Genomic DNA, 20,137 nt, shown 5'->3' on the forward strand with positions numbered 1-20,137 from the left:
GAGAACCCCATGCGTGAAACCGTCATCGTCGAGGCCGTCCGCACCCCGGTCGGCAAGCGCAACGGCGGACTGTCCGGATTCCACGCCGCCGACCTGTCGGCGCTGGTGCTCAATGCGTTGGTGGAGCGGGCGGGCATCAGCCCCGACATCATCGACGACGTGGTCTGGGGCTGCGTCTCGCAGGTCGGCGATCAATCCAGCAATATCGGCCGTTACTCGGTGCTGGCCGCCGGGTGGCCCGAGCACATCCCGGGCACCACGGTGAACCGGGCGTGCGGATCGAGCCAGCAGGCACTGGATTTCGCGGTCCAGGCCGTGATGTCGGGCCAGCAGGACGTGGTGGTCGCCGGCGGGGTGGAGGTGATGAGCCGCGTCCCGCTGGGGGCGGCCCGGGCCACCGGCACTCCGTACGGGCCGAAAGTGTTCGAGCGGTACCGGGATTTCGGGTTCAACCAGGGCATCTCGGCCGAGATGATCGCGCAGAAGTGGGGCTTCAGCCGGACCCAGCTGGACGAATACTCCGTTGCCTCGCACGAGCGGGCCGCGGCGGCCCAGGACCGCGGTGCCTTCGAGGACCAGATGATCACCGTGTTTCCCGATCCGGCCGATCAGCTGGACCCTGTGGTCGCCGACGAAGGCGTGCGTCGGGGCACCACGGTGGAGAAACTGGCCGGGCTCAAGCCCGCATTCGCCGAGGACGGGGTGATCCACGCGGGCAACTCCTCGCAGATCTCCGACGGTGCCGCGGCGCTGCTGGTGATGACCGAGGAACGTGCTGTGACGATGGGTCTTTCGCCGATCGCGCGGTACCGCGCGGGTGCGGTGACAGGCGCTGATCCGGTGTTGATGCTGACCGGGCCGATCCCGGCCACCGAGAAGGTGCTCCACAAGGCCGGCGTACGCCTCGACGAAGTCGGTGTGTTCGAGGTGAACGAGGCCTTTGCCCCGGTGCCCCTGGCCTGGCTCGCCGAGACGGGCGCCGACGAGGCCAAACTGAACCCGCTCGGCGGCGCCATCGCGCTGGGGCACCCGCTCGGAGCGTCGGGTGCGGTGCTGATGACCCGGATGATCAATCACATGCGCGACAACGGAATTCATTACGGCTTGCAGACCATGTGTGAGGGCGGCGGCACCGCCAACGCCACGCTGGTCGAGCTCATCGACTGACGCGAGGGAGAAGTAGTGCAACGTAATCTGTTCACCGAGGACCACGAGGCATTCCGCGAGCTCGCACGCGATTTCATCGAAAAGGAAGTCGTCCCTGCCTATCCCGAGTGGGAGAAGGGCGGCCGGATGCCCCGCGACGTCTTCAAGCACATGGGTGAACTCGGCATGCTCGGCATGGCGATCCCCGAGGAGTACGGCGGCGCGGGCATCGACGACTACCGGTACAACGTGGTGCTCCAGGAGGAGGCCGCCGGCGCCATGGTGACGTTGTCGACCGTGCGCACGCAGCTCGAGGTGATCCTGCCGTACTTCCTGCACTACGCGAATGAAGAACAGCGGCAGCGCTGGTTCCCCGGGCTGGCGGCGGGCACGCTGCTGACCGCGGTAGCGATGACCGAGCCGGGGACCGGGTCGGATCTGGCCGGCATGCGCACCACCGCGGTTCGCGACGGTGACGAGTACGTGCTCAACGGCGCAAAGACGTTCATCACCGGCGGTATCCAGGCCGATCTGGTGGTCGTGGTGGCCCGGACGTCCACCGACCCGGAGAACCGGCGCAAGGGGTTGACGCTGCTGGTCGTCGAGGACGGCATGGCGGGCTTCGAGCGGGGCCGCGAGCTGGAGAAGATGGGCTGCAAGGTGCAGGACACCGCGGAGCTGTCGTTCACGGATGTGCGGGTGCCGGTGGCCAACGTGTTGGGGGAGGAGGGCGAGGCGTTCAGCTACCTCGGCCACAACCTGGCCCAGGAGCGCCTGACCGTGGCCGTGGGTTCAGTGGCCCAGGCCCGCTCGGCCATCGCCGCGGCGATCGGCTACACCAAAGACCGCAAAGCGTTCGGCCAGCCGGTCGCGTCCTTCCAAAACACCAAGTTCGAACTGGCGGCGTGCTCGACAGAGGTCGAAGCGGCCCAGACGATGCTCGACCGGGCGGTGGCCCTGCACGTCGACGGCGAGCTGTCCGGTGCCGATGCGGCCCGGGTGAAACTGTTCTGCACCGAGATGCAGGCGCGGGTGATCGATCGTTGCCTGCAGCTCTTCGGCGGGTACGGCTACATGATGGAGTACCCCATCGCGCGGCTGTACACGGATGCCCGGGTGGCCCGCATCTACGCCGGGACCAGCGAGGTCATGAAGGTGATCATCGCGAAGTCGCTGGGGCTCTGAACGCGCCTATCCGTCTGTTGTGACGGCCGCCGGGAAATTCTTTCCCTGAGATGCTTGTCACAGCGGTCAAACCAACTTACTGTGTGTTCACTAGGTTGGTTCGACGAAGGAGTCCGGTGGCTTCGGTTTCGGGTTTACAGGGGCAGTCCGAGGGCGCGAGGCCCTACGAGACGCTCCTGGCCAAGGGGGAAGACCGCAGGCAGCGGATACTTTCCGCGGCCGAGAAGCTGCTGGCACGCAACGGTTGGCGCAACACCTCGCTGGCCCAGATCGCCAGGGAGGTCGGCGTCACCCCGGCCGGCCTGTTGCACCATTTCGAGTCCAAGGAGCAACTGCTCAACGCGGTACTCGATGCGCGCGACCACGACGACGACATCCACGCCGACCGCTCCGGTGATCTCGCTCAGGAGATCAAGCGGGTGGCCGAGCGTTTCGTCCGGGCGCCCGAGTTGGTCGGCACGTTCACGGTCCTGCTGGTGGAGAACATCCAACCCGACGCCCCATTGCACGATCGTTTGCTGGAACGGCAGCAGGCGGCCCGCGACATCGTCGCCGACATCATCATCCGCGGCCAGCTCAGCGGCCGCTATCGCTCCGACTTCGACGCGGCCACCAAGGCCGTGGAAATCCTGGCATTCATCAATGGAATGGAGACCTCATGGCTACTCGATCCCTCGCTCCCGTTGACGGACGTGTTCAAGAGCTACGCGGAGATGCTGGGGCGGGATATCGAGCAGCCGGCCGGCCGCAACGGGGCGGCCGTCCAGTGAGATTGGAGGACGACATGCGGTATCGGCTTGATGTGGTTGCCCCCTGCGTGGTCGACGCGGTCCGGTTCGCCGGTGGCTGGCTGGTCGACCGGGTGATGGCAGGGTGGGATGTCACCGTGCTGATCGGTGCCGACGAGGATGTCCGTCCGCTGGCGATTCTCGGGGTGGAGACGATGCCCCTGGAGTCTGTGCTGGAGTCCTGGGAAGACCGCCCGCATCCGCAGACCGTCGCGGTGGCCGCCGATCTGTTCAATACCGATGAGCGCGTGCGGCGCGGTGTCCTGGGCGCGCTGGAGCAGGGTCACACCGAAGTGACATTGTGGGGCGACGAGTGTCCGGCGGACCTGAGCGTCGATCCCGTACGTCACGAACTATCCGCTGCCGCACGTGCTTTCAAGGCGCAGGCACTCGCGGCTGTCAACGATCCCGAGGCCAAGGTCGTCGGGACCACCGAGGCATTCCGGTGCGGCACGATGATCAGCCGTTCGGTGCCCGCTGACCTGATTCCGGCCAGCTGACGGAGCTTTTCTGCCGACCGCAGATCATTTTCTGCGCAGCGGAGTTCGACCCTGCGCACTGATCGTCGACACTGCGCACAGATCGCGAAAACCGCCAGATTCGCGATCTGTGCGCAGACTCGATGTCAAACGAGCACTAGACGAACGTGGGCATCGCGGCCCAGCCCCGCACCGCCGCAGTCTCCGACGGTTTGGCGTTGGCCCAGTCGACTTCCCATTCCGGGAAGCGCTTGAGGATCTCCTCCAAGGCGATGCGGCCTTCCAGCCGGGCAAGCGCGTTACCCATGCAGAAATGCGTACCCGCACCGAACGTCATGTGCGAGTGATGTTCCCGGTGGATGTCGAACACGTCACCGTCGGGCGCGAACCGGCGATGATCGCGATTGGCCGCGCCGACGAGCATCAGCATCGCCGAACCCTCCGGCACGGTCTGGCCGTAGTACTCGACGTCGCGGGAGACGTAGCGCGCGATCTGTAGGGCCGGCGGCTCCCATCGCAGGATCTCCTCGATCGCCTGCGGAATCAGGTCCGGGGTGTTCACCAGATCGCGACGCTGATCGGGATACTCGGCCAGTGTCTTGCCGGCCCAGCCGATCAGCCGGGTGGTGGTCTCGGAGCCGGCGGTGGCGATCACGGTCAGGTAGAGCAGCAACTCGTCGCGGCGCAGCGTGCGCACGGTGCCGGTCTCATCGGTGAACTCGGCGTTGAGCAGATCGGTCATGATGTCGTCGGACGGGTGTTCGGTCCGCCAGTCGATGAACTCCGCGAACACTTCGCCGGTAGCCAGCGCGTCAACCGTCGTGCCCTGCAGGCTCGCTTCACCGTGGTCGGTGATGGCCCGCTGCCGGTCTTCGGGGATGCCCAGCAGCATGCCGATGACCCGCATCGGCATCTGCTCGCCGAGATCGTTGACGAAGTCGAACTTGTCCGTCCCGACCAGCGGATCGAGGCAGCGTGCGGTGAATTCGCGGATCTGCGGTTCCAGCGCCAGCACCTTGCGCGGGGTGAACACCCGCGACAGCAGGTTGCGGTGGATGTTGTGGATCGGTGGATCCTCGAAGATCAATGTTCCTGGCGGGATCTCCATGCCGGACTTGATGATCTCGAGCAGCGCACCGCGACCGGAGATGAACGTCTCGTGGTCGATGACGCCCTTGTTGACATCGTCGAAGCGGCTCAGCGCGTAGAAGTCGTGCTGCTCGTTGTAGTAGAGCGGGGCTTCCTCCCTGATCCGGGCGAACACCGGGTAGGGGTTCATGTTGAGTTCGATGTTGTACGGGTCGTAGTACAGATCGGCTTCGGTCGACGTGGGCACGGCTGATCTCCTGACCAGATTGAATGGGCTGTGCACCTGCTTAGCAGGCCGAGGGTAGCCCGGTCAAGGATTCGGCCGTTCGCGGGTGGCCATGGATCGAATTCGCTACTGGCTGTTGCGGATTGAAGTGCCGATATGGCTACGAAACGATGTCTACCGGAATTACACTCCGCCGGGCTAGTGTAAATGTCTGTCACAACGGCCGACGGGGGGACTGATGACCGCTGAGGAGATTGTGCGCGCCGAGATCGCCGCATGGGGTCGCAACGACGTCGACGAAGTCATGAGTCACTTCGCCGACGGCGCCACATTCGACATCGGGCCCGACTGGCCCAAGCTCGCGGGGCGCGATGCGATCCACGAAATGATGAAGGGGTTCTTCGCCGGCGGGAAGTGTGTAGACCTCGAGATCCTGCACCTCGCCGTAGCCGGGGACGTCGTGTTGATGGAACGGCGCGATCACTGGATCGTGGACGGCAAGCAGATGAGCTGGCCGGTGATGGGCGCCTATGAGGTACAGGGCGAGAAGATCACGGCCTGGCGGGAGTACTTCTATCCGCCGAAGGAGTCCTGAGCTCGACCACCGCGCATTCTTCAGCGTATTCCGCAGCGCGGCAGGGTCACTCACCCGAGGCATAGCCGATTGTCACGAACCGGGCACCGAGGCGTAGTGATCGCAGGTTTGGTTCGCACACGTCCCTGCCCACCGCGGTGATTGACGAGTCCAGTAGGTCCGAATTCGGGCTGCCCGGAGTGCTCACAAACGACCGTGACAAGCGCAGACTCAGTTCATGTTCTTCCAGCAGTACGTCCTGGGCTGTTTGTCTCAGTTGTCGTATCTGGTCGGCGACGAGGCTACGGGCCGGGCGGTTGTGGTGGACCCGCACCGCGATGTGTCGGTCTATCTGCAGGACGCGGACGAGCACGGCCTACATATCGAGCGGGTCATCGAGACCCACGTCCACGCCGACTTCCTCTCGGGTCACCTCGAGCTCGCTGCCCACGGAGCCGTCATATGTTATGGCGAGGGGGCGCAGACCGACTTCGACATCGAACCCTTGGCTGACAGACAGCGGATCGGCCTCGGTGAGGTACAGCTTGAGATCAGGGCGACGCCGGGTCACACACCCGAGTCGATCAGCGTCGTGATCTATGAGCACCCCGACAGCGTCGAACCTTTCGGGGTCCTCACCGGTGACGCGTTGTTCATCGGTGACGTCGGACGGCCCGATCTGCTCGGATCTGCCGGGCTGTCCGCGGATCAGCTGGCTCGGCAGTTGTACCGGTCGCTGCATGAGCAGATCCTCACGCTGCCGGACGAAACCCGGGTATATCCGGCGCATGGAGCGGGCTCCGCCTGCGGCAAGAACCTGTCGACCAAGAACTCATCGACGATCGCCGAACAGCGGGCGACCAACTACGCGCTGGCCCCCATGAGCGAGGACGACTTCGCGGCTGTCGTCACCGAGGGGCAGCCCGTCGCGCCACCATATTTCTCCTTCGACGCGCGACGAAACCGCGAGCAGCGGCCGCTGCTCGATGAGCAGCACCCGCCCGAGCCGCTGTCGACGCCCGAGGTGTTGCAGCGGCAAGCCGACGGTGCGGTCGTGTTGGACACGCGCGAACCGGTCGACTTCGCGGCCGGTCATCTGCGCGGTTCGGTGAATGTCGGCCTCGGCGGCCGGTTCGCCGAATGGGCGGGCGATGTGCTGCGGCCCGACCAGGACATTGTGCTGGTGTGCGAACCCGGCCGCGAGCTCGAGGCAAAGGTTCGCCTGGCCCGGATCGGCTTTGACAATGTACGTGGCCACCTGGACCAGCCGTTGCAAACGCTTCTCGACAACCCCGGACTCGTTCAACGCAGTTCGCGGCTGACGGCCAGCGAACTTGCCGCGCGCCGCAGCGCAATCACCGACCTCGTCGTCGTCGACGTGCGAAATCGGGGTGAACTCGAACGCGGCGCGATACCGGGATCGGTCCACGTCCCGCTGGCGAGGTTGCTCGATCGGCTGGACAAGTTCGACCGCGACCGGCCGACAGTCGTGCACTGCGCGAGTGGCTACAGATCGGTGATCGCGGCCAGCGTGCTGACAGCCGCAGGTCTCGGCGATGTCTCAGATCTGCTCGGCGGGTACGAGTCTTGGGCCGCTGCGCCGAGTTCATTGAAGACGAGGATCGAAGGGGGCTCAGCGATGGCTCTATTCGTCGTCCGGCACCAGCACACGGCCTCGACGTGCCCCGCCGGCGATCCAGACGCGGGCGCGATGATGCTCAATCACCTGAGCCGCTCCAACGTGCGCCAACACGGCATCGAGATCCTGGGCGAGGCAGCGGTGAAGGGCGAGCACACGCTGTACATGATCGTCCAAGCCCCTGACGAAGCATCGGTTGCGACGTTCATGCAGCCGTTCGCGCGGGTCGGTACGACCGAGGTGTACCCGGCATCGACGTGCGCGAAAGTCATTACCAGCGGAGGCTGCACGGTTGAAGCGCCGACATCGAGTCCCGATGTCATGGACCCGGAGGAGGCGTGCCAGCGGGCCATCGAGGCCGGCCTGCTCGTACACTGCGCGCACCCGCTCAATGGTGAGACATCGATTCCGGCACTCATCGGCGGCGTCGTCATGCCGAGCGCGCACTTCTACGTACGCAACCATTTCCATATGCCGATGCTCGATCGGTCCAGCTGGCGGCTGCGGGTGGGGGGACTGACCGATCGCCGATTGTCGTTGAGCCTGCGCGATTTACAGGCCATGCCATCTCAAACGGAGGTTGTCACACTGGAGTGCGCCGGCAACAATCGCGCCCGGCTGTCTCCTCCGGTTGCCGGCGAGCAGTGGCGTCTGGGCGCGGTGAGCACTGCGGAATGGACGGGTGTACCGCTGGTCGAGGTGCTCGATCGAGCCGGGATCGCCTCGGCTGCGGCCGAATTGGTGTTCCGAGGTGCCGACGCCGGAAACGTGCCTGGGAAATCGGGGAACATCCGGTTCGAACGCGGTCTCAGCGTCGCCGAGGCCACGGATTCGAATGCATTGTTGGCGTACGCGATGAACGGCGAGCCGCTGCCGGTACAGCACGGCTATCCGCTACGCCTCGTCGTACCTGGGTGGTATGGCGTCGCTTCAGTGAAATGGCTGTCCGAAATCGAGGCCGTGGAGCGGGCTTTCGACGGATTCTTCCAGGCCGACCGGTACCTCTACGAATGGACTCGAGACGGTGAGCAGGTCAGCGAACCGGTCACCCTGCAGCGGGTGCGGGCCTTGATCACCGAACCCATTCACGAGCAGGAACTCGAGTCGAGCGACCTGACCATCCGTGGCGTGGCCTGGTCGGGCGCCGCGCCGATCGCCCGGGTAGACGTGAGCGTGGATCATGGGCCCTGGCGCCAGGCGCGCATGCTCGGCACGCGGCACCGTTACAGTTGGCAGTGGTGGGAACTGATCGTCGTCCTGGACGGATCGGGCCCGCACACGATTCGAGCACGGGCCACCGACCTGGCCGGCCGTACCCAGCCCGACGAGCCGGAGTGGAACCGCCTTGGTTACGGCAGCAACGCAATTCAGGAAGTGCGCGTCCATGGCTCACCAGACGCCAGACGGTGATCGCCCGAGCTCGTGGACACGGTGTTGTGCGACAGCCCATACCGGATTGCCGGCCCGCCGGGGCGACGGTCTCACCGACGTCTCAGTTCTGCCCGGCGGGTGAGATTTCTGCGGTCAGACCATCTCGACGATCACTTTGCCGACCGCACGGCCGTCGGCGACGTGACGCAGCGCTGCAGCGGCATCGTCGAGTGGATAGACGGCACCGATGTGTGGCCGTACGGCACCGGTGGCCAACAACTCCCGCAATTTGGCTTCATTGCGGGTGAACTCGTCCGGGGCGACGTCCTGGAACTGGAAGCCGAGGACCTCAATCCCCTTGACCAGAACCAGATTGAGTGGAATCCGGGGGATGACACCCGAGGCGTAGCCGATCGTCACGAACCGGCCGCCGCGGCGCAACGCCCGTAACGCCGGCTCGGAAAGGTCGCCGCCGACCGGGTCGAGCACCGCGTGGGCGCCGTCGGGGAGCGCCTCCCGTAGTGCGGTGCGCAGGTCGCCCCGGGTGTGGTTGACGAGCGAGACCGCGCCGTATTGTTCTGCAATGGAGAGCTTTTCGTCCGATGATGCCACCGCGGTGACCCGAGCGCCGAGCGCCGTCGCGAGCTGCACGGCCGCCAGGCCCACACCACCGCCGGCTCCCAGCACGATCACGTCGTCGCCCGGTCGGGTCCGGGCCACGGATCGGAGCGTGTGATAGGCGGTGCGGTGGGCGACTCCGAAGGCTGCCGCGGTGCGGTCGTCCACGCCGTCGGGGATCCGGGCCAGTCCGGCAGTCGGGACACACACCTGTTCGGCGAACGCACCGAACAACCCGGTGCCGGTCACGTGGTCGCCGACGGTGAAACCGTCAGTGTCACCGGCTACTTCGGTCACCACCCCGGCGAACTCGCTACCCGGGATGAACGGTACGGGCACCGTGATCTGGTACTGATCGGCGACCAGCAGCACGTCGGGAAAGTTCACCGCGGCTGCACCGACCTGGACGCGTACCTGGCCGGACGCGATCGGGGGAGAGGGGAGTTCCTCGATGCGGACCACATCCGGTGGCCCGTACTCGGGGCAGACCGCGGCCTTCACCGGTAGTCGCTGGACTCGGCGAGTTCGGCGGCCGATGCCATCAAGTCGGTTACCACCGGCCCGAAGGCCAGCAGCTTCTCGTCGTTGCCGGCCCGCTGAAAACCCTGCTCCAACACGATCGCCAGCTTCCACTTGGCCAGCACCAGGTAGTAGTCGAGGTCATCGACCTGACGTCCGGACACCTTCGCGTAGTGCGCGACGACGTCGTCACGAGAGGGCATCCCGCGCATGTCCACGTAGCCCATCTCGGACGGCTCGGGATTGTCGGGATCGGAAGGCCACGACTGCACCATCCAAGCCAGGTCCAGCTTCGGATCACCCACGGTGCCCATCTCCCAGTCCACGATGGCGGCCATGGTGGCCGGGGCGCCGTGGCGGTACATCACGTTGGCGAATTGATAGTCCCCGTGCATCAGGCCCGGGATGAAATCGAGCGGCTTGTGGGCCCGTAGCCAGTCCGTGGCCACCTCAAGCCCGGGCAACTCGCGGTTCTTGATCCGGTCGAGGAACCCGATCCAGCGGGAGACCTGGCGCTCGTGGAAGCCGTCGGGCCGACCGAGATCACCCAGCCCTCTGGCCTGCCAGTCGACCTTGGACAGCAGCGCGATGCCTTCGGCCAGCTGATAACTCAGTCCGGGGCGGGTACTCGGATCCGAGTTGAACGGCTCGGGCCAGCTCCCGTGGGTGTCCATCGGGGACCACCCGTCGACGAATCCCATCAGATAGAACGGCCGGCCCAGTACCTCTGGATCGGCACACACCCCGACCGCGGTCGTGTGTGGGACGTCTGTGCCGTCGAGCGCCTCGATGATGCGCCACTCCCGAAGAATGCCCTTGTCCCGGTCCGGCGGGGCCCCGGCCGGCGGCATGCGCAGGACGCAGGTGTGCTCGCCGCGGCGGATCTCGTAGATGACATTCTGGGTTCCGCCGGACAGGAAGCGGGCCTCCAGCGGCTCGCCCTTGCCCGCCAGCCCGGCGTTGTCCATCCAGTCGGCAAGGCGCGCGGTGTCAATCTCGCTCACAGATTGCCCACCTCAGCCTCCAGGAATTCGGCGTACTTCGCCTTCGCGGCTTCGCGCTTGCGGGGTATCCACTCGGTAGGCCAGGTATCGGTGGTCGGCTGATAGTCGCGCAAAACCTGCCGGGCAACCGTGGTCTTGTGCACCTCGGTCGGGCCGTCGGCCAGTCCCATCACCGCGGCGCCGGTGACCATGCCCAGGAACGGCATTTCGTTGGTGACGCCGAGCGCGCCGTGGATCTGCATTGCCCGCCAGGCGATGTCGTGCAGAACGGTGGGCATCGCCACCTTGACCGCGGCGATGTCCTTGCGGACCTTCTTGTAGTCGTTGTACTTGTCGATCTCCCACGCGGTGTAGAGCACCATCAGCCGGAACTGCAGCAACTGGGCATAGGAGTCGGCGATGTAGCCCTGGACGAACTGCTTGTCGGACAGACGGCTGCCCTGCGTCTCACGGCTGAGGGCGCGTTCGCACATCATGTCGAGCGCCTTCTGAGCCAGGCCGATCGTGCGCATCGCGTGGTGAATCCGGCCTCCGCCCAACCGGGTCTGGGCGATCACGAACGCTTGCCCTTCGCCGCCCAGGAGTGCCTCGGCAGGTACCCGGACATTGTCATAGTGGATCAACGCATGGCTGCCGGCGTTGTCAGGTTCGCCGTACAACCCGACGTTGCGGACGATCTTGACGCCGGGGGTGTCGGTCGGCACCAGGAACATCGACATGCCCTGGTAGGCACTCACCTCAGGGTTGGTGACCACCATGACGATCAGAAACGACGCCGTTGCGGCATTGGAGGAGAAGAACTTCCATCCGTTGATCACCCAGTCGTCGCCGTCGCGTATCGCGCTGGTGGTGAACAGTGTCGGGTCTGCACCGGCATGCGGTTCGGTCATCGAATAGCAGGAGAACAACTCGCCCTCGAGCAGCGGATGCAGGTACTGCTTCTTCTGCTCCTCAGTCCCGTAATGCGCGATGATCTCGGCGTTCCCGGTATCGGGGGCCTGACAACCGAACACGATCGGCGCCCACTGTGAACGGCCGAGAATCTCGTTCAGCAACGCCAGCTTGAGCTGTCCGTAGCCTTGCCCACCGAGCTCTGGGCCGAGATGCGTTGCCCAAAGCCCCTTTTCGCGCACCTGTGCCTTGAGGGGAGCGATCGCCTCCCGACGCTTGCCCTCCAGCTGGGTGAACTGCAGGTGCGGCCAGGCCAGGTCAAGGGGCTCGACCTGCTCGGTCACGAATTCGTCGGCCCAGTCCAGTAATTCCTGATACTGCGGGTCGGTCTCGAAATCCCACGACATCGGGGTCCTCCGATCTAGTTGTTGGTGGAGTTGAAGCCGGTGATCATCGCGCCGATGTCGCGCGCGACGACGTCGGTGAACGATCGGCTGCCGAAACTGCCGCCCGCCCAGTGCCGGACGCCCTCGCTGACCAGGATCTGGGCCAGCCGGGACAGGTGGGACACGTCGACGTCGGCTCCCAGCTTGCCGTCGGCCTGGGCTCGGATGAACAACTCGCCGAACATATCGGCGTCCTGCGTATCCGGATCGACGTCGCCGGCCAGGATCCGGTGTTCGTGCCGGTACCCCTCGAGGATCGTCTCGACGATCAGGTCGGGTGGATTACGTGCCATCGACCGTTCCAGGCTGCGCAGTGCCTCGGTGATGACGGCCATCATGTCGTACTCGCCGACCAGCAGCGATGTCACCCGCTTCTGTGCCAGCCGGGTGGAGGTCAGGCCTACCTCGAACAGCACGTCCTCTTTGGCCGGGAAATAGAAATAGAACAGGGCCCGGGACACCCCTGCGGCCCGGCAGATGTCAGCGACCGTGGTCTTCGCGTAGCCGTTGGTGCGCCAGAGCGCCATCGCGGCCTGGACCAGCGCGCGTTTGGTCTCATGGGAGCGGGCCCGCTGGAACGAAGCGCGGCGCTGACCATTGTCAGTGGTGTCCGGCGCGGTCGTCTTGGCCATATCTCGCACAGTAACAACAGATTCAACTATTGAAAATAGTTGACGTTTGTCTAACTATGTCTCTGGAGGGGCGCGCCGTGTGGACGCACGTCGCCGCTCGGTGAGCACCCGCCACACCCAGGTGGAGGGCAGGGCCCGGCCGGTGGTGATGTATTCGATGGTGGCCGTGCTGAACAGCGCATCGGAGAGATCCGACAGTCCGTCGTCCTTACCGGCTACCAGCAGTTGGTCGCCGACGCGCAGGGAGGTGTCGTCGTCCGGCGTGAGGATCAGTTCTTCTCCGCGCGCAATCAGCAAGGTCACCAGCGGCAACGTCTCGGACCGGTCGTCGGGGTGACGCAGCAGATCGCCGACGGTGAGGTCGTGGTCGGCCAGCCAGCGCACGACGGCCGGGGCTTCCCGATCGGACAGAGTTATCCCGTCGCGCTTTGGAACCCCGGTCCCGCACCGCTGCAGCAGACGGTCGCGGGTCCGCTCGGCCCACGCGTCGTCCTGTTGCACCGACTCTTCGATGAACCGCCAGAAGTTCGGGTGTCCCAGCCGGGCCAGCGTCTCGCGAGCTACCAGGTCGGTGGGGACGAACACCGAGTCCACATCCAGTGCCGCGAGCAATGTTTGGTGCATGCTGTCCTGCTGTCGCACCGAAACGAACACGTCGGGGTTGACCAGCCGGGCATGCTCGGCCATCGCGATGTTGGCCATGTCGTTGTCGGTGCCGGCCACAAAACCGACGACGCCGTCAAGGTCCAGCGGCGTGTCGGTGGGCGGGATCTCATCGACGCTCAGCCCGGAGTCGCGTAGGTCCGCGGCCACCTGCTCGGCGAATTCGCCGTCGCCGCATATCAGCCAGCGGCCCCGGGTCAACCCGACGCGCAACTCGGGCAGCTGGTGCTGGTCATTGTCCATCAGCCAGATCAGCAGCTGGTAGGTGATCGGTTGATGCAGCATCAGCGCGAGGTAGCCGCCATAGCGGTCGTGGGGGTTGATCACCGCGGCCGGTGCGAAGTCTTCCATGCGGTGTTGCACTGCCCGGTCGCGGCAGCGCGCGATGACCGGGAGGTCGGGGCGCAGCAGCGAAACCGTCATCACCACAGCGATATTCGCGTCATCGTCGTTGGTGAGTGCCAACACGCCCTGGCAGTTGCGGCGGTCCAGTCCGGCCAGGCCCAGTACCGCCGGTTTATGGCAGTCACCTTCCAACGCGGGAACGTCGGTACTCAATGCGTCGACGACGACCGAATCCACTCGATGCTGTTGCTTGTCGATCACCACGAACCGGCGCCGCCAATCATCGAGTTCCAGCCCCACCGTCCGTCCGGTCTGGCCGTAGCCACAGATCAGCAGGAACGGCTCCCGGAGCCGACGGACCTGACGATGGAATCGCTGCGCCCGCAGGGCATCCTGGAATGCGCTGTCGTTGAATGCCGCGAGTAGGGCACCGATCGCGTAAGCCCAGGCGATCACCAGTGTGAAGATGGACAGGGACAGCCACATCCGCTGGGGATAGGAGAACGAGTACGGCACTTCGCTGTAGCCAACCGTGGTCAGGGTGATCGCCATCTGATAGAACGCGTCGAACAGCGACAGGTGTCCCGGGTTGCTCTCCGGGCCGGGCATCAGCATCATGCCCGCAACGTTGATGCTGAAGACCACGATGACGAAGACGAACGGCGCCCGCATCCGACGCAGCACCACGAACATCGCGTCGGTGGTTTCGCCGCCGGTCGGCACCGGCACCGGTTTGCGCTGGCGCGGCGCGACCTTCCGGGTCCGGAAGTTGAGCAGGTCGATCGGTTTGACCATCGCTCAACGACGCCGGTACGTGACGGTCTCGACCACCAGGAGGACCACCGCTACCAGGTTGGCCAACAACGCCCCGCCCGACAGAGACACCATGCTCGCGGTGTGCGCGGCATTCAGCCCGTCCGGTGATACCTGGGTGGCCCACACCCACACCGCGGAGGCGGCGATGAGTTGCAGCACCGCGACCAAGCTGGTGGCCAGATGGATTGCGCCGATTTGGGTTCGGTCGCCGAACTTCAGGACGGTCGCGATCAGGTTGACGACCACGGCCGCGAACAGTTCATAGACGTTGTGCATGCGCGGATCGGAGATGTCGCCCACGAAAAACCCGAAGTTCAAAGTGGCTGCCAGCACCACGAAGAACCCGAACACCACCTTCTCGAGGTTCACCCTGGGTAACGCTAGACGCTGCCACGGTGCCGACGGCCGGGTTTCGCCGATGCGCGCGGCTTCAACGCGGGCGACGTTGGTCCTCGGTTTTGCTACCGCGTGCCGGTGCGATGGCAGGGTGCCTGGTCCTCGCCGCCCACGCTGCGGGTTTCCTCGCCGGCCAGTTGCTTGCTGCGACGGTGACCTGGCAGCACTGGGCGCCTAGAGGTGAGAATCCTATTCTTGCTGCTTATCGCTGATAGGTAGTGGTCTGGCGTTGACGCTTCACCGGTGCTGTGGAAATCTATCTATTCATAGATGAGAGCCACATTCTCATACGTGTGGCTGGAACGGGAGCAGCTGATGGCGATCGACCCAACCGGTATCGATTTTTTTCGCGATGAACGATTGGTCGACAACCCGTACCCGTTCTTCGAGGCGCTGCGGAACAAGTGCCCGGTAACCCGTGAAGACCACTACAACGTGACGATGGTGACCGGCTGGGACGAAGCCGTACAGGTCTACAACGACGAGGAGACCTTCTCGTCCTGCCTTTCGGTCACCGGACCGTTCCCGGGGTTCCCGGTTCCGCTGGAGGGGCGCAGCGCCGAAGAGGTGACCGCGCTCATCGACAAGCACCGCAACGATCTGCCGTTCAGCGATCAGCTGCCGACGCTCGATCCGCCCACCCACACCGATCACCGCTCGCTGTTGATGCGGTTGATCACGCCCAAGCGCCTCAAGGAGAACGAGGACGCCATGTGGCAGTTGGCCGATGAAGTGCTCGACAGCTACCTGGCGCCGGGTGGGGGCGAGTTCATCAAGGGCTTCGCCGGCCCGTTCACGCTCCTGGTGATCGCCGACCTGCTCGGTATCCCGCCGGAGGATCGCGAAGGCTTCGTCAACGGCATCAAGCAGAACTCCGGCGGCGGAATCGGCAGCACCAGCAAGGAATCGCTGTCTCACAGCCCGCTGGAGTTCCTCTACGGACAGTTCTCCGACTACGTGTCGGATCGCCGGGCCAACCCCCGCGACGACGTCCTCACCGGCCTCGCCGAGGCCACGTTCCCGGACGGCAGCATCCCCGACGTCGGCGATGTCGCTCGGGTGGCGACCAATGTCTTCTCGGCCGGGCAGGAGACCACGGTGCGCCTGCTCAGCACCGCGCTGAAGGTCTTGGGTGAACAACCGGAGATCCAGCAGCGGCTTCGGGCCGACCGCAGTCTGATCCCGAACTTCATCGAGGAGGCGCTGCGGATCGAGAGCCCGGTCAAGGGTGACTTCCGGCTATCGCGCTGCCCGGTGACGATCGGTGACACCGAATTGAATGCCGGCACCACGCTGATGGTGCTCAACGGTGCGGCCAACCGCGATCCGCGGCGCTTCGAGGATCCCGACACCTTCGACCCGGCGCGCAAGAATGCCCGCCAGCACCTGGCTTTCGGCCGCGGTATCCACAGCTGCCCCGGTGCCCCGCTGGCGCGCGCGGAGACCCGTGTCGGTATCGAGCGGTTGCTCGACCGGACCACCGACATCCGGATCTCCGAGGCCGAACACGGTTCGGACGGCGACCGGCGCTACAACTACATCCCCACCTTCATCCTTCGCGGGCTGACCGAGCTGCACCTGGAGTTCGACACCTGATGCGGGTCCAGGTTGACGAGGACCGTTGTGCCGGCCACGGCATGTGCCTGACGCTGTGCCCCGAGGTCTTCGAGATGTCAGACGACGGTTGGGCGGTGGCCGATCCGGAAGAGGTACCAGTCGGTCTTGAGGGTGCGGCGCGTGAGGCGATAGAGAACTGCCCGGAGCGGGCGATCAGCGAAATGAAAGACTAGAGAGGGAGTTTCGACATGGCAGCTGCCAAGGGATACGTCATCATCACCGAGGACATCAAGGACCCGGCCGGCATGGGCGAGTACGCGAAGCTGGCGTCGAAGGCGATGGGCGGTGCCACGATCGTGGCCGTCGACCAAAAACCGGAAGTCATCGAGGGTGCCTGGCACGGCAGCCAGACCGTCGTGCTGGAGTTCGAGTCGGTCGACGCCGCACGCGAGTGGTACTACTCCGACGCCTACCAGGCGGCCGCCAAGGTTCGCGCACGTGCGGCGGAGTGCAACGGCGTCATCCTGTCCGGCTTCCCTGCCTGATCGGCGGCCGCAGTGCGATACAGCATCACCTACCCGATGCACACTCACCCCTACCACCCGGATCTGGTGAGCGGCAGCGGAGTTGCGGCGATGGCGGCTGCGGCCGAAGCGGCGGGTTTCGATGGCTTCGGGTTCACCGACCATCCCGCTCCGTCCCAACGCTGGCTCGACGCCGGCGGTCACGATGCGGTGGACCCGTTCGTGGCCATGGCCTTCGCCGCCGCACACACCACCACGCTGCGCCTGGTGCCGAACATCGTGGTGCTGCCGTATCGAAACCCGTTCGTGGTGGCCAAATCCGGCGCCACCCTGGACCTGCTGTCCGGCGGCCGGTTCACCCTGGCCGTGGGCGTCGGTTATCTCAAGCGGGAATTCGCCGCGCTCGGAGTTTCCTATGACGAGCGCGCTGCACTGTTCGACGAGGCGCTCGAAGTGATCCGCGGTGTCTGGACCACTGACGATTACACCTTCGAGGGCAAGAACTTCAGCGCCCGGGGTATCACCGCGCACCCGCGGCCGGCGGCGAGCCCGCATCCGCCGATCTGGATCGGCGGCAACACGTCTGCCGCACGCGCACGCGTGGCCAAACACGGCGACGGCTGGTGCCCGTTTGCCGCGCCGGCAGGTCTGGCCAAGACCGCGGGGACGGCGGCGATCGATTCACTGGAAGCCTTGGCCGCAGGCATCGAGGATCTGCGAGCGCGGTTGACCGCCGCCGATCGCGATCCGGACGGAATCGACATCGTGTTCAACAACTTTGAGGGCGGAAGCCCCGGCGATGACGACTTCGACGCCGAGGTCTACCTGGCCGGCGTGGACAAGCTCGCTGCACTGGGAGTGACCTGGCTGCACGTCACCCTGCCCGGTGACAGTCTGGCGCACGCGCTGGAGGCCGCCGAGAAATTCGGGAAGACGGTTATCGCCGCTTAGCCTGCGCTACCGATTTCCACACCCGGGTCGTGCTTCATCGTTCGAAACGACCCGGGCGTCGAAAACGGCGCGGTGGGGCAGGGAATCAGGCCGGCGAATCAGGCTGGTGTCAGCGCGGCGATCGGCGTGGTCGTCGTGGCGTGCACCAGCAGCTCGGCCAGCTCGCGCGGGCGGCTCAAGAACGGCGAGTGCGATGCGTCGATGGTCAGCTGTTCGACACCGAGACGTTGGGTGACGGTGTCGGCCAGCCATTGCGGCATCGAGCGGTCCTGCAGGCAACGGATGAAGCTGCGAGGCAGATCGGCCGCCCAGAACTGCGGCACCGACACCGGTGTGACTGTGGTGTCACCGAATCGCTCGGGCCCGAGACGATCGAAAGCCCAACGGGCCGTTGCCTCGTCGCAGTCGTGGTAGAAGTAACGCCACGCCCCGTCGAAGTCGGCGAAGTGCATCGCGCCTTCCTCGTCGAAATGCAGGTAACCCAGCATCTCGCCGACATCACCGTCGAACTCGCCACCCAATTCGTCCTCAGCCGAACGCATGGCCATGGCCTCGGGATATGTCCGGCCCTCTCTGGGCAGTGCCGCGGCCAGATATACGATGTGGCCCACCAGTTCCGGGGCCGCATCGGCGGCCAGGGTGGCGTCGAACCCGCCGCCGGAATGTCCGACCAGCACATCCCCGGGCTGCATCACCTCGACGATCGCGGCGCGGCGGTTGGCCAGGGTCGATTCCTCGGCCACCCGGGCTCCGTGGCCGGGAAGGTCCACGGCGACGCCGTCGTGTCCCAGGCTCTGCAACTCGGCGACGGTCCGCTCCCAGCACCAGGCCGCATGAAAACCGCCGTGTACGAAGACGAACCGCACGCCTACTCGTCCTTGATCGAGATGGCCTGTCGGGGACACTGCCGTACCGCTTCGCGGATCAGCGCCTCGTTCTCGGGCGTTACATCCTCCTGAAGGATGTGGAGGTAGTCCTGATCGTCGAGCTCGAACACTTCGGGGATGATCCCCATGCAGACTGCGTTGCTCTCGCAGATCTCGAAGTCGACGTGAACTTTCTTGGTCATCGCAGAACCTTGACCGGCACATGCGAGTAGCCCGCCACATTCTGCATGTGAACCCGCTGCAGCTGATCCCATTTCACTTCGTAGCGGGGCATGAAGTCGAGCAGCTTCTCCAGCGCGACGGCGCTCTCCATGCGGGCCAGCGCGGCCCCCAGACAGCTGTGGATGCCGTAGCCCAGCCCCAAGTTCTGGGCCTCGGTGCGGTCGCGCTCGATGTCGAAGGTGTCGGCATCGGTGAACGCGTCGGGATCGCGGTTGGCCGCGGCACTGATCAGGAACACCGCCTTGCCCGCCGGGATGGTGCCGCTGGGCACGTGGGCTTCCTTGAGGGTGTAGCGGACGTTGTACTGCACAGGACCCTCGTAGCGGAGCAACTCCTCGACCGCCGCCGGGACCTTCTCGCGGTCGTCGAGCAGTTTCTGCCACTGCTCGGGGTTGCGGGCGAACAGCACCATCGCGGTACCGACGAGCTTGGTGACGGTCTCAGCGCCGGCACCACCGAGAAGGGTGGCGAACCCGGTGATCTCGATGTCGTCGAGGCGGCGCATCTGACCGTCCTCGCCGGGGATCTCCGCGGCGATCAGCCGGCTGATCATGTCGTCCTGCGGGTCCTCGCGGCGCTTCTGCACCAGCCCGTAGTAGTAGATGCCGGTGTCGATGTTGGCCTGCATGCCGGCCTCCGAGTAACCGATCTGGCCGGGTTCGCGGGACAGACTGGTGTCGATCCAGTGCCGGACCTGCTGGCGGTACTCCGGGTCGACGCCGGCCATCCGGGTGATGACCTCGACCGGGAACGGACCCGAGAAATCCTGGACCACATCGAATTCGTCGGAATCGATCAATCCGAGGTGGTAGTCGATCTGTTCCACCACCGTGTCGCGCTGGGACTGGATCATGCGTGGGGTGAATGCCTTGTTCAGCAGGCTGCGCATGTGCCGGTGATCGGGCGGATCCATGAAGATGATCGATTTCTGCGGCGGCTCGTCGCTTTGCACCATGGCCAGATCGCAGCCACGCGAGGAGGAGAACGCCTCGTGATCCTTCAATGCCGCCGACACGTCCTCATGCCGGGTCAGGGCATAGAAGTCGGAGTCCTCGTTGTAGTACAGCGGCGCGTCCTGGCGCATCCGCCGGTACATGTCGAACGGGTTGTTGAAGAACTCCTCGGAGAACGGATCGAAGATCACCTGGGCCTTGGTCATTGGCTGGCTC

20 protein-coding genes and 1 pseudogene are annotated in these 20,137 nt (G+C 65.3%); 11 read left to right on the top strand and 10 right to left on the bottom strand.

Annotated elements, in window-relative coordinates; genetic code table 11:
- Window positions 1–9: 9 nt before the first annotated feature.
- The 4 genes from ACZYZ7_RS21520 to ACZYZ7_RS21535 all read left to right on the top strand — a co-directional run bounded on the left by ACZYZ7_RS21520 (window position 10) and on the right by ACZYZ7_RS21535 (window position 3,619).
- On the top strand, window positions 10–1,167 hold the full coding sequence (locus tag ACZYZ7_RS21520; RefSeq protein ID WP_450072276.1) for a thiolase family protein: 1,158 nt from the start codon (window positions 10–12) through the stop codon (window positions 1,165–1,167).
- A 15-nt stretch (window positions 1,168–1,182) separates the two neighbouring features.
- On the top strand, window positions 1,183–2,331 hold the full coding sequence (locus ACZYZ7_RS21525; RefSeq protein ID WP_450072277.1) for an acyl-CoA dehydrogenase family protein: 1,149 nt from the start codon (window positions 1,183–1,185) through the stop codon (window positions 2,329–2,331).
- Window positions 2,332–2,447: 116 nt separating this feature from the next.
- Window positions 2,448–3,101, top strand: a complete 654-nt coding sequence (locus ACZYZ7_RS21530) for a TetR/AcrR family transcriptional regulator (protein ID WP_135456784.1) — start codon at window positions 2,448–2,450, stop codon at window positions 3,099–3,101.
- A gap of 14 nt (window positions 3,102–3,115) precedes the next feature.
- A complete protein-coding gene (locus tag ACZYZ7_RS21535) occupies window positions 3,116–3,619 on the top strand; it encodes a hypothetical protein (protein WP_044524118.1) in 504 nt (167 codons plus the stop codon).
- A gap of 136 nt (window positions 3,620–3,755) precedes the next feature.
- Here ACZYZ7_RS21535 and ACZYZ7_RS21540 read toward each other — a convergent pair whose 3' ends face one another.
- A complete protein-coding gene (locus tag ACZYZ7_RS21540; protein WP_463741934.1) occupies window positions 3,756–4,877 on the bottom strand; it encodes a cytochrome P450 in 1,122 nt (373 codons plus the stop codon).
- Window positions 4,878–5,151: 274 nt separating this feature from the next.
- Between ACZYZ7_RS21540 and ACZYZ7_RS21545 the strand changes: the two genes are divergently transcribed.
- The 3 genes and pseudogenes from ACZYZ7_RS21545 to ACZYZ7_RS21555 all read left to right on the top strand — a co-directional run bounded on the left by ACZYZ7_RS21545 (window position 5,152) and on the right by ACZYZ7_RS21555 (window position 8,536).
- Entirely contained in the window at window positions 5,152–5,508 is a 357-nt protein-coding gene (locus tag ACZYZ7_RS21545) for a limonene-1,2-epoxide hydrolase family protein (protein ID WP_463741776.1), read from the top strand.
- A gap of 217 nt (window positions 5,509–5,725) precedes the next feature.
- Window positions 5,726–7,087 (top strand): annotated as a pseudogene (locus tag ACZYZ7_RS21550) (MBL fold metallo-hydrolase); the annotation flags it as partial.
- Between the two features lie 39 nt (window positions 7,088–7,126).
- Window positions 7,127–8,536 carry a molybdopterin-dependent oxidoreductase gene (locus ACZYZ7_RS21555; protein WP_463741935.1) on the top strand — a complete coding sequence of 470 codons (1,410 nt, stop codon included), beginning with the start codon at window positions 7,127–7,129 and terminating at the stop codon, window positions 8,534–8,536.
- A 114-nt stretch (window positions 8,537–8,650) separates the two neighbouring features.
- Here the strand turns inward: ACZYZ7_RS21555 and ACZYZ7_RS21560 are convergent, their stop codons facing one another.
- From ACZYZ7_RS21560 to ACZYZ7_RS21585, 6 genes are read right to left on the bottom strand one after another with little or no spacing between them, the layout of a single operon-like run.
- Window positions 8,651–9,616 (bottom strand): NADPH:quinone oxidoreductase family protein, encoded by a 966-nt coding sequence (locus tag ACZYZ7_RS21560; RefSeq protein WP_463741777.1) that lies wholly within the window; start codon window positions 9,614–9,616, stop codon window positions 8,651–8,653.
- On the bottom strand, window positions 9,613–10,602 hold the full coding sequence (locus tag ACZYZ7_RS21565; protein ID WP_463741936.1) for a phosphotransferase family protein: 990 nt from the start codon (window positions 10,600–10,602) through the stop codon (window positions 9,613–9,615). The genes ACZYZ7_RS21560 and ACZYZ7_RS21565 overlap by 4 nt, the downstream gene beginning before the upstream one ends.
- A gap of 32 nt (window positions 10,603–10,634) precedes the next feature.
- Window positions 10,635–11,936, bottom strand: a complete 1,302-nt coding sequence (locus ACZYZ7_RS21570; RefSeq protein ID WP_463741778.1) for an acyl-CoA dehydrogenase family protein — start codon at window positions 11,934–11,936, stop codon at window positions 10,635–10,637.
- Window positions 11,937–11,950: 14 nt separating this feature from the next.
- The gene (locus ACZYZ7_RS21575; protein WP_463741779.1) at window positions 11,951–12,607 is read right to left on the bottom strand and encodes a TetR/AcrR family transcriptional regulator; all 657 of its coding nucleotides are present in this window, start codon (window positions 12,605–12,607) and stop codon (window positions 11,951–11,953) included.
- A 54-nt stretch (window positions 12,608–12,661) separates the two neighbouring features.
- Complete coding sequence (locus tag ACZYZ7_RS21580; protein WP_463741780.1) at window positions 12,662–14,410, bottom strand: NAD-binding protein; 1,749 nt, start codon at window positions 14,408–14,410, stop codon at window positions 12,662–12,664.
- A 3-nt stretch (window positions 14,411–14,413) separates the two neighbouring features.
- Window positions 14,414–14,800 (bottom strand): DUF6394 family protein, encoded by a 387-nt coding sequence (locus ACZYZ7_RS21585; RefSeq protein WP_463741781.1) that lies wholly within the window; start codon window positions 14,798–14,800, stop codon window positions 14,414–14,416.
- A gap of 342 nt (window positions 14,801–15,142) precedes the next feature.
- Between ACZYZ7_RS21585 and ACZYZ7_RS21590 the strand changes: the two genes are divergently transcribed.
- The 4 genes from ACZYZ7_RS21590 to ACZYZ7_RS21605 are packed head-to-tail and all read left to right on the top strand — an operon-like array spanning window position 15,143 to window position 17,859.
- Window positions 15,143–16,423, top strand: coding sequence for a cytochrome P450 (locus ACZYZ7_RS21590; RefSeq protein ID WP_463741937.1), 1,281 nt, complete (start codon window positions 15,143–15,145; stop codon window positions 16,421–16,423).
- Window positions 16,423–16,617, top strand: a complete 195-nt coding sequence (locus tag ACZYZ7_RS21595; protein WP_463741782.1) for a ferredoxin — start codon at window positions 16,423–16,425, stop codon at window positions 16,615–16,617. The genes ACZYZ7_RS21590 and ACZYZ7_RS21595 overlap by 1 nt, the downstream gene beginning before the upstream one ends.
- Window positions 16,618–16,632: 15 nt before the next feature.
- Entirely contained in the window at window positions 16,633–16,929 is a 297-nt protein-coding gene (locus tag ACZYZ7_RS21600; protein WP_463741783.1) for a DUF1330 domain-containing protein, read from the top strand.
- 12 nt (window positions 16,930–16,941) lie between these two features.
- Window positions 16,942–17,859 carry an LLM class F420-dependent oxidoreductase gene (locus ACZYZ7_RS21605; RefSeq protein ID WP_463741784.1) on the top strand — a complete coding sequence of 306 codons (918 nt, stop codon included), beginning with the start codon at window positions 16,942–16,944 and terminating at the stop codon, window positions 17,857–17,859.
- 98 nt (window positions 17,860–17,957) lie between these two features.
- On the opposite strand, the gene ACZYZ7_RS21610 is transcribed toward ACZYZ7_RS21605, so the two are convergent.
- From ACZYZ7_RS21610 to ACZYZ7_RS21620, 3 genes are read right to left on the bottom strand one after another with little or no spacing between them, the layout of a single operon-like run.
- A complete protein-coding gene (locus ACZYZ7_RS21610) occupies window positions 17,958–18,725 on the bottom strand; it encodes an alpha/beta fold hydrolase (RefSeq protein ID WP_135456768.1) in 768 nt (255 codons plus the stop codon).
- 2 nt (window positions 18,726–18,727) lie between these two features.
- Complete coding sequence (locus ACZYZ7_RS21615; RefSeq protein ID WP_135456767.1) at window positions 18,728–18,928, bottom strand: ferredoxin; 201 nt, start codon at window positions 18,926–18,928, stop codon at window positions 18,728–18,730.
- Window positions 18,925–20,127 (bottom strand): cytochrome P450, encoded by a 1,203-nt coding sequence (locus tag ACZYZ7_RS21620; RefSeq protein WP_450072278.1) that lies wholly within the window; start codon window positions 20,125–20,127, stop codon window positions 18,925–18,927. Before ACZYZ7_RS21620 ends, ACZYZ7_RS21615 begins: the two co-directional genes overlap by 4 nt.
- Window positions 20,128–20,137 lie beyond the last annotated feature (10 nt).

The organism is Mycobacterium sp. IDUB_17 (genome assembly GCF_055419465.1).

Excerpts from the sequence above, each read along its gene's own strand:
- ACZYZ7_RS21520 (WP_450072276.1), top strand. The coding sequence starts at position 10 with ATGCGTGAAACCGTCATCGTCGAGGCCGTCCGCACCCCGGTCGGCAAG.
- ACZYZ7_RS21555 (WP_463741935.1), top strand. The coding sequence starts at position 7,127 with ATGGCTCTATTCGTCGTCCGGCACCAGCACACGGCCTCGACGTGCCCC.
- ACZYZ7_RS21600 (WP_463741783.1), top strand. The coding sequence starts at position 16,633 with ATGGCAGCTGCCAAGGGATACGTCATCATCACCGAGGACATCAAGGAC.
- ACZYZ7_RS21620 (WP_450072278.1), bottom strand. The coding sequence starts at position 20,127 with ATGACCAAGGCCCAGGTGATCTTCGATCCGTTCTCCGAGGAGTTCTTC.
- ACZYZ7_RS21545 (WP_463741776.1), top strand. The coding sequence starts at position 5,152 with ATGACCGCTGAGGAGATTGTGCGCGCCGAGATCGCCGCATGGGGTCGC.
- ACZYZ7_RS21565 (WP_463741936.1), bottom strand. The coding sequence starts at position 10,602 with ATGGACAACGCCGGGCTGGCGGGCAAGGGCGAGCCGCTGGAGGCCCGC.
- ACZYZ7_RS21540 (WP_463741934.1), bottom strand. The coding sequence starts at position 4,877 with ATGAACCCCTACCCGGTGTTCGCCCGGATCAGGGAGGAAGCCCCGCTC.
- ACZYZ7_RS21570 (WP_463741778.1), bottom strand. The coding sequence starts at position 11,936 with ATGTCGTGGGATTTCGAGACCGACCCGCAGTATCAGGAATTACTGGAC.
- ACZYZ7_RS21535 (WP_044524118.1), top strand. The coding sequence starts at position 3,116 with ATGCGGTATCGGCTTGATGTGGTTGCCCCCTGCGTGGTCGACGCGGTC.
- ACZYZ7_RS21595 (WP_463741782.1), top strand. The coding sequence starts at position 16,423 with ATGCGGGTCCAGGTTGACGAGGACCGTTGTGCCGGCCACGGCATGTGC.
- ACZYZ7_RS21580 (WP_463741780.1), bottom strand. The coding sequence starts at position 14,410 with ATGGTCAAACCGATCGACCTGCTCAACTTCCGGACCCGGAAGGTCGCG.
- ACZYZ7_RS21590 (WP_463741937.1), top strand. The coding sequence starts at position 15,143 with ATGGCGATCGACCCAACCGGTATCGATTTTTTTCGCGATGAACGATTG.
- ACZYZ7_RS21575 (WP_463741779.1), bottom strand. The coding sequence starts at position 12,607 with ATGGCCAAGACGACCGCGCCGGACACCACTGACAATGGTCAGCGCCGC.
- ACZYZ7_RS21615 (WP_135456767.1), bottom strand. The coding sequence starts at position 18,928 with ATGACCAAGAAAGTTCACGTCGACTTCGAGATCTGCGAGAGCAACGCA.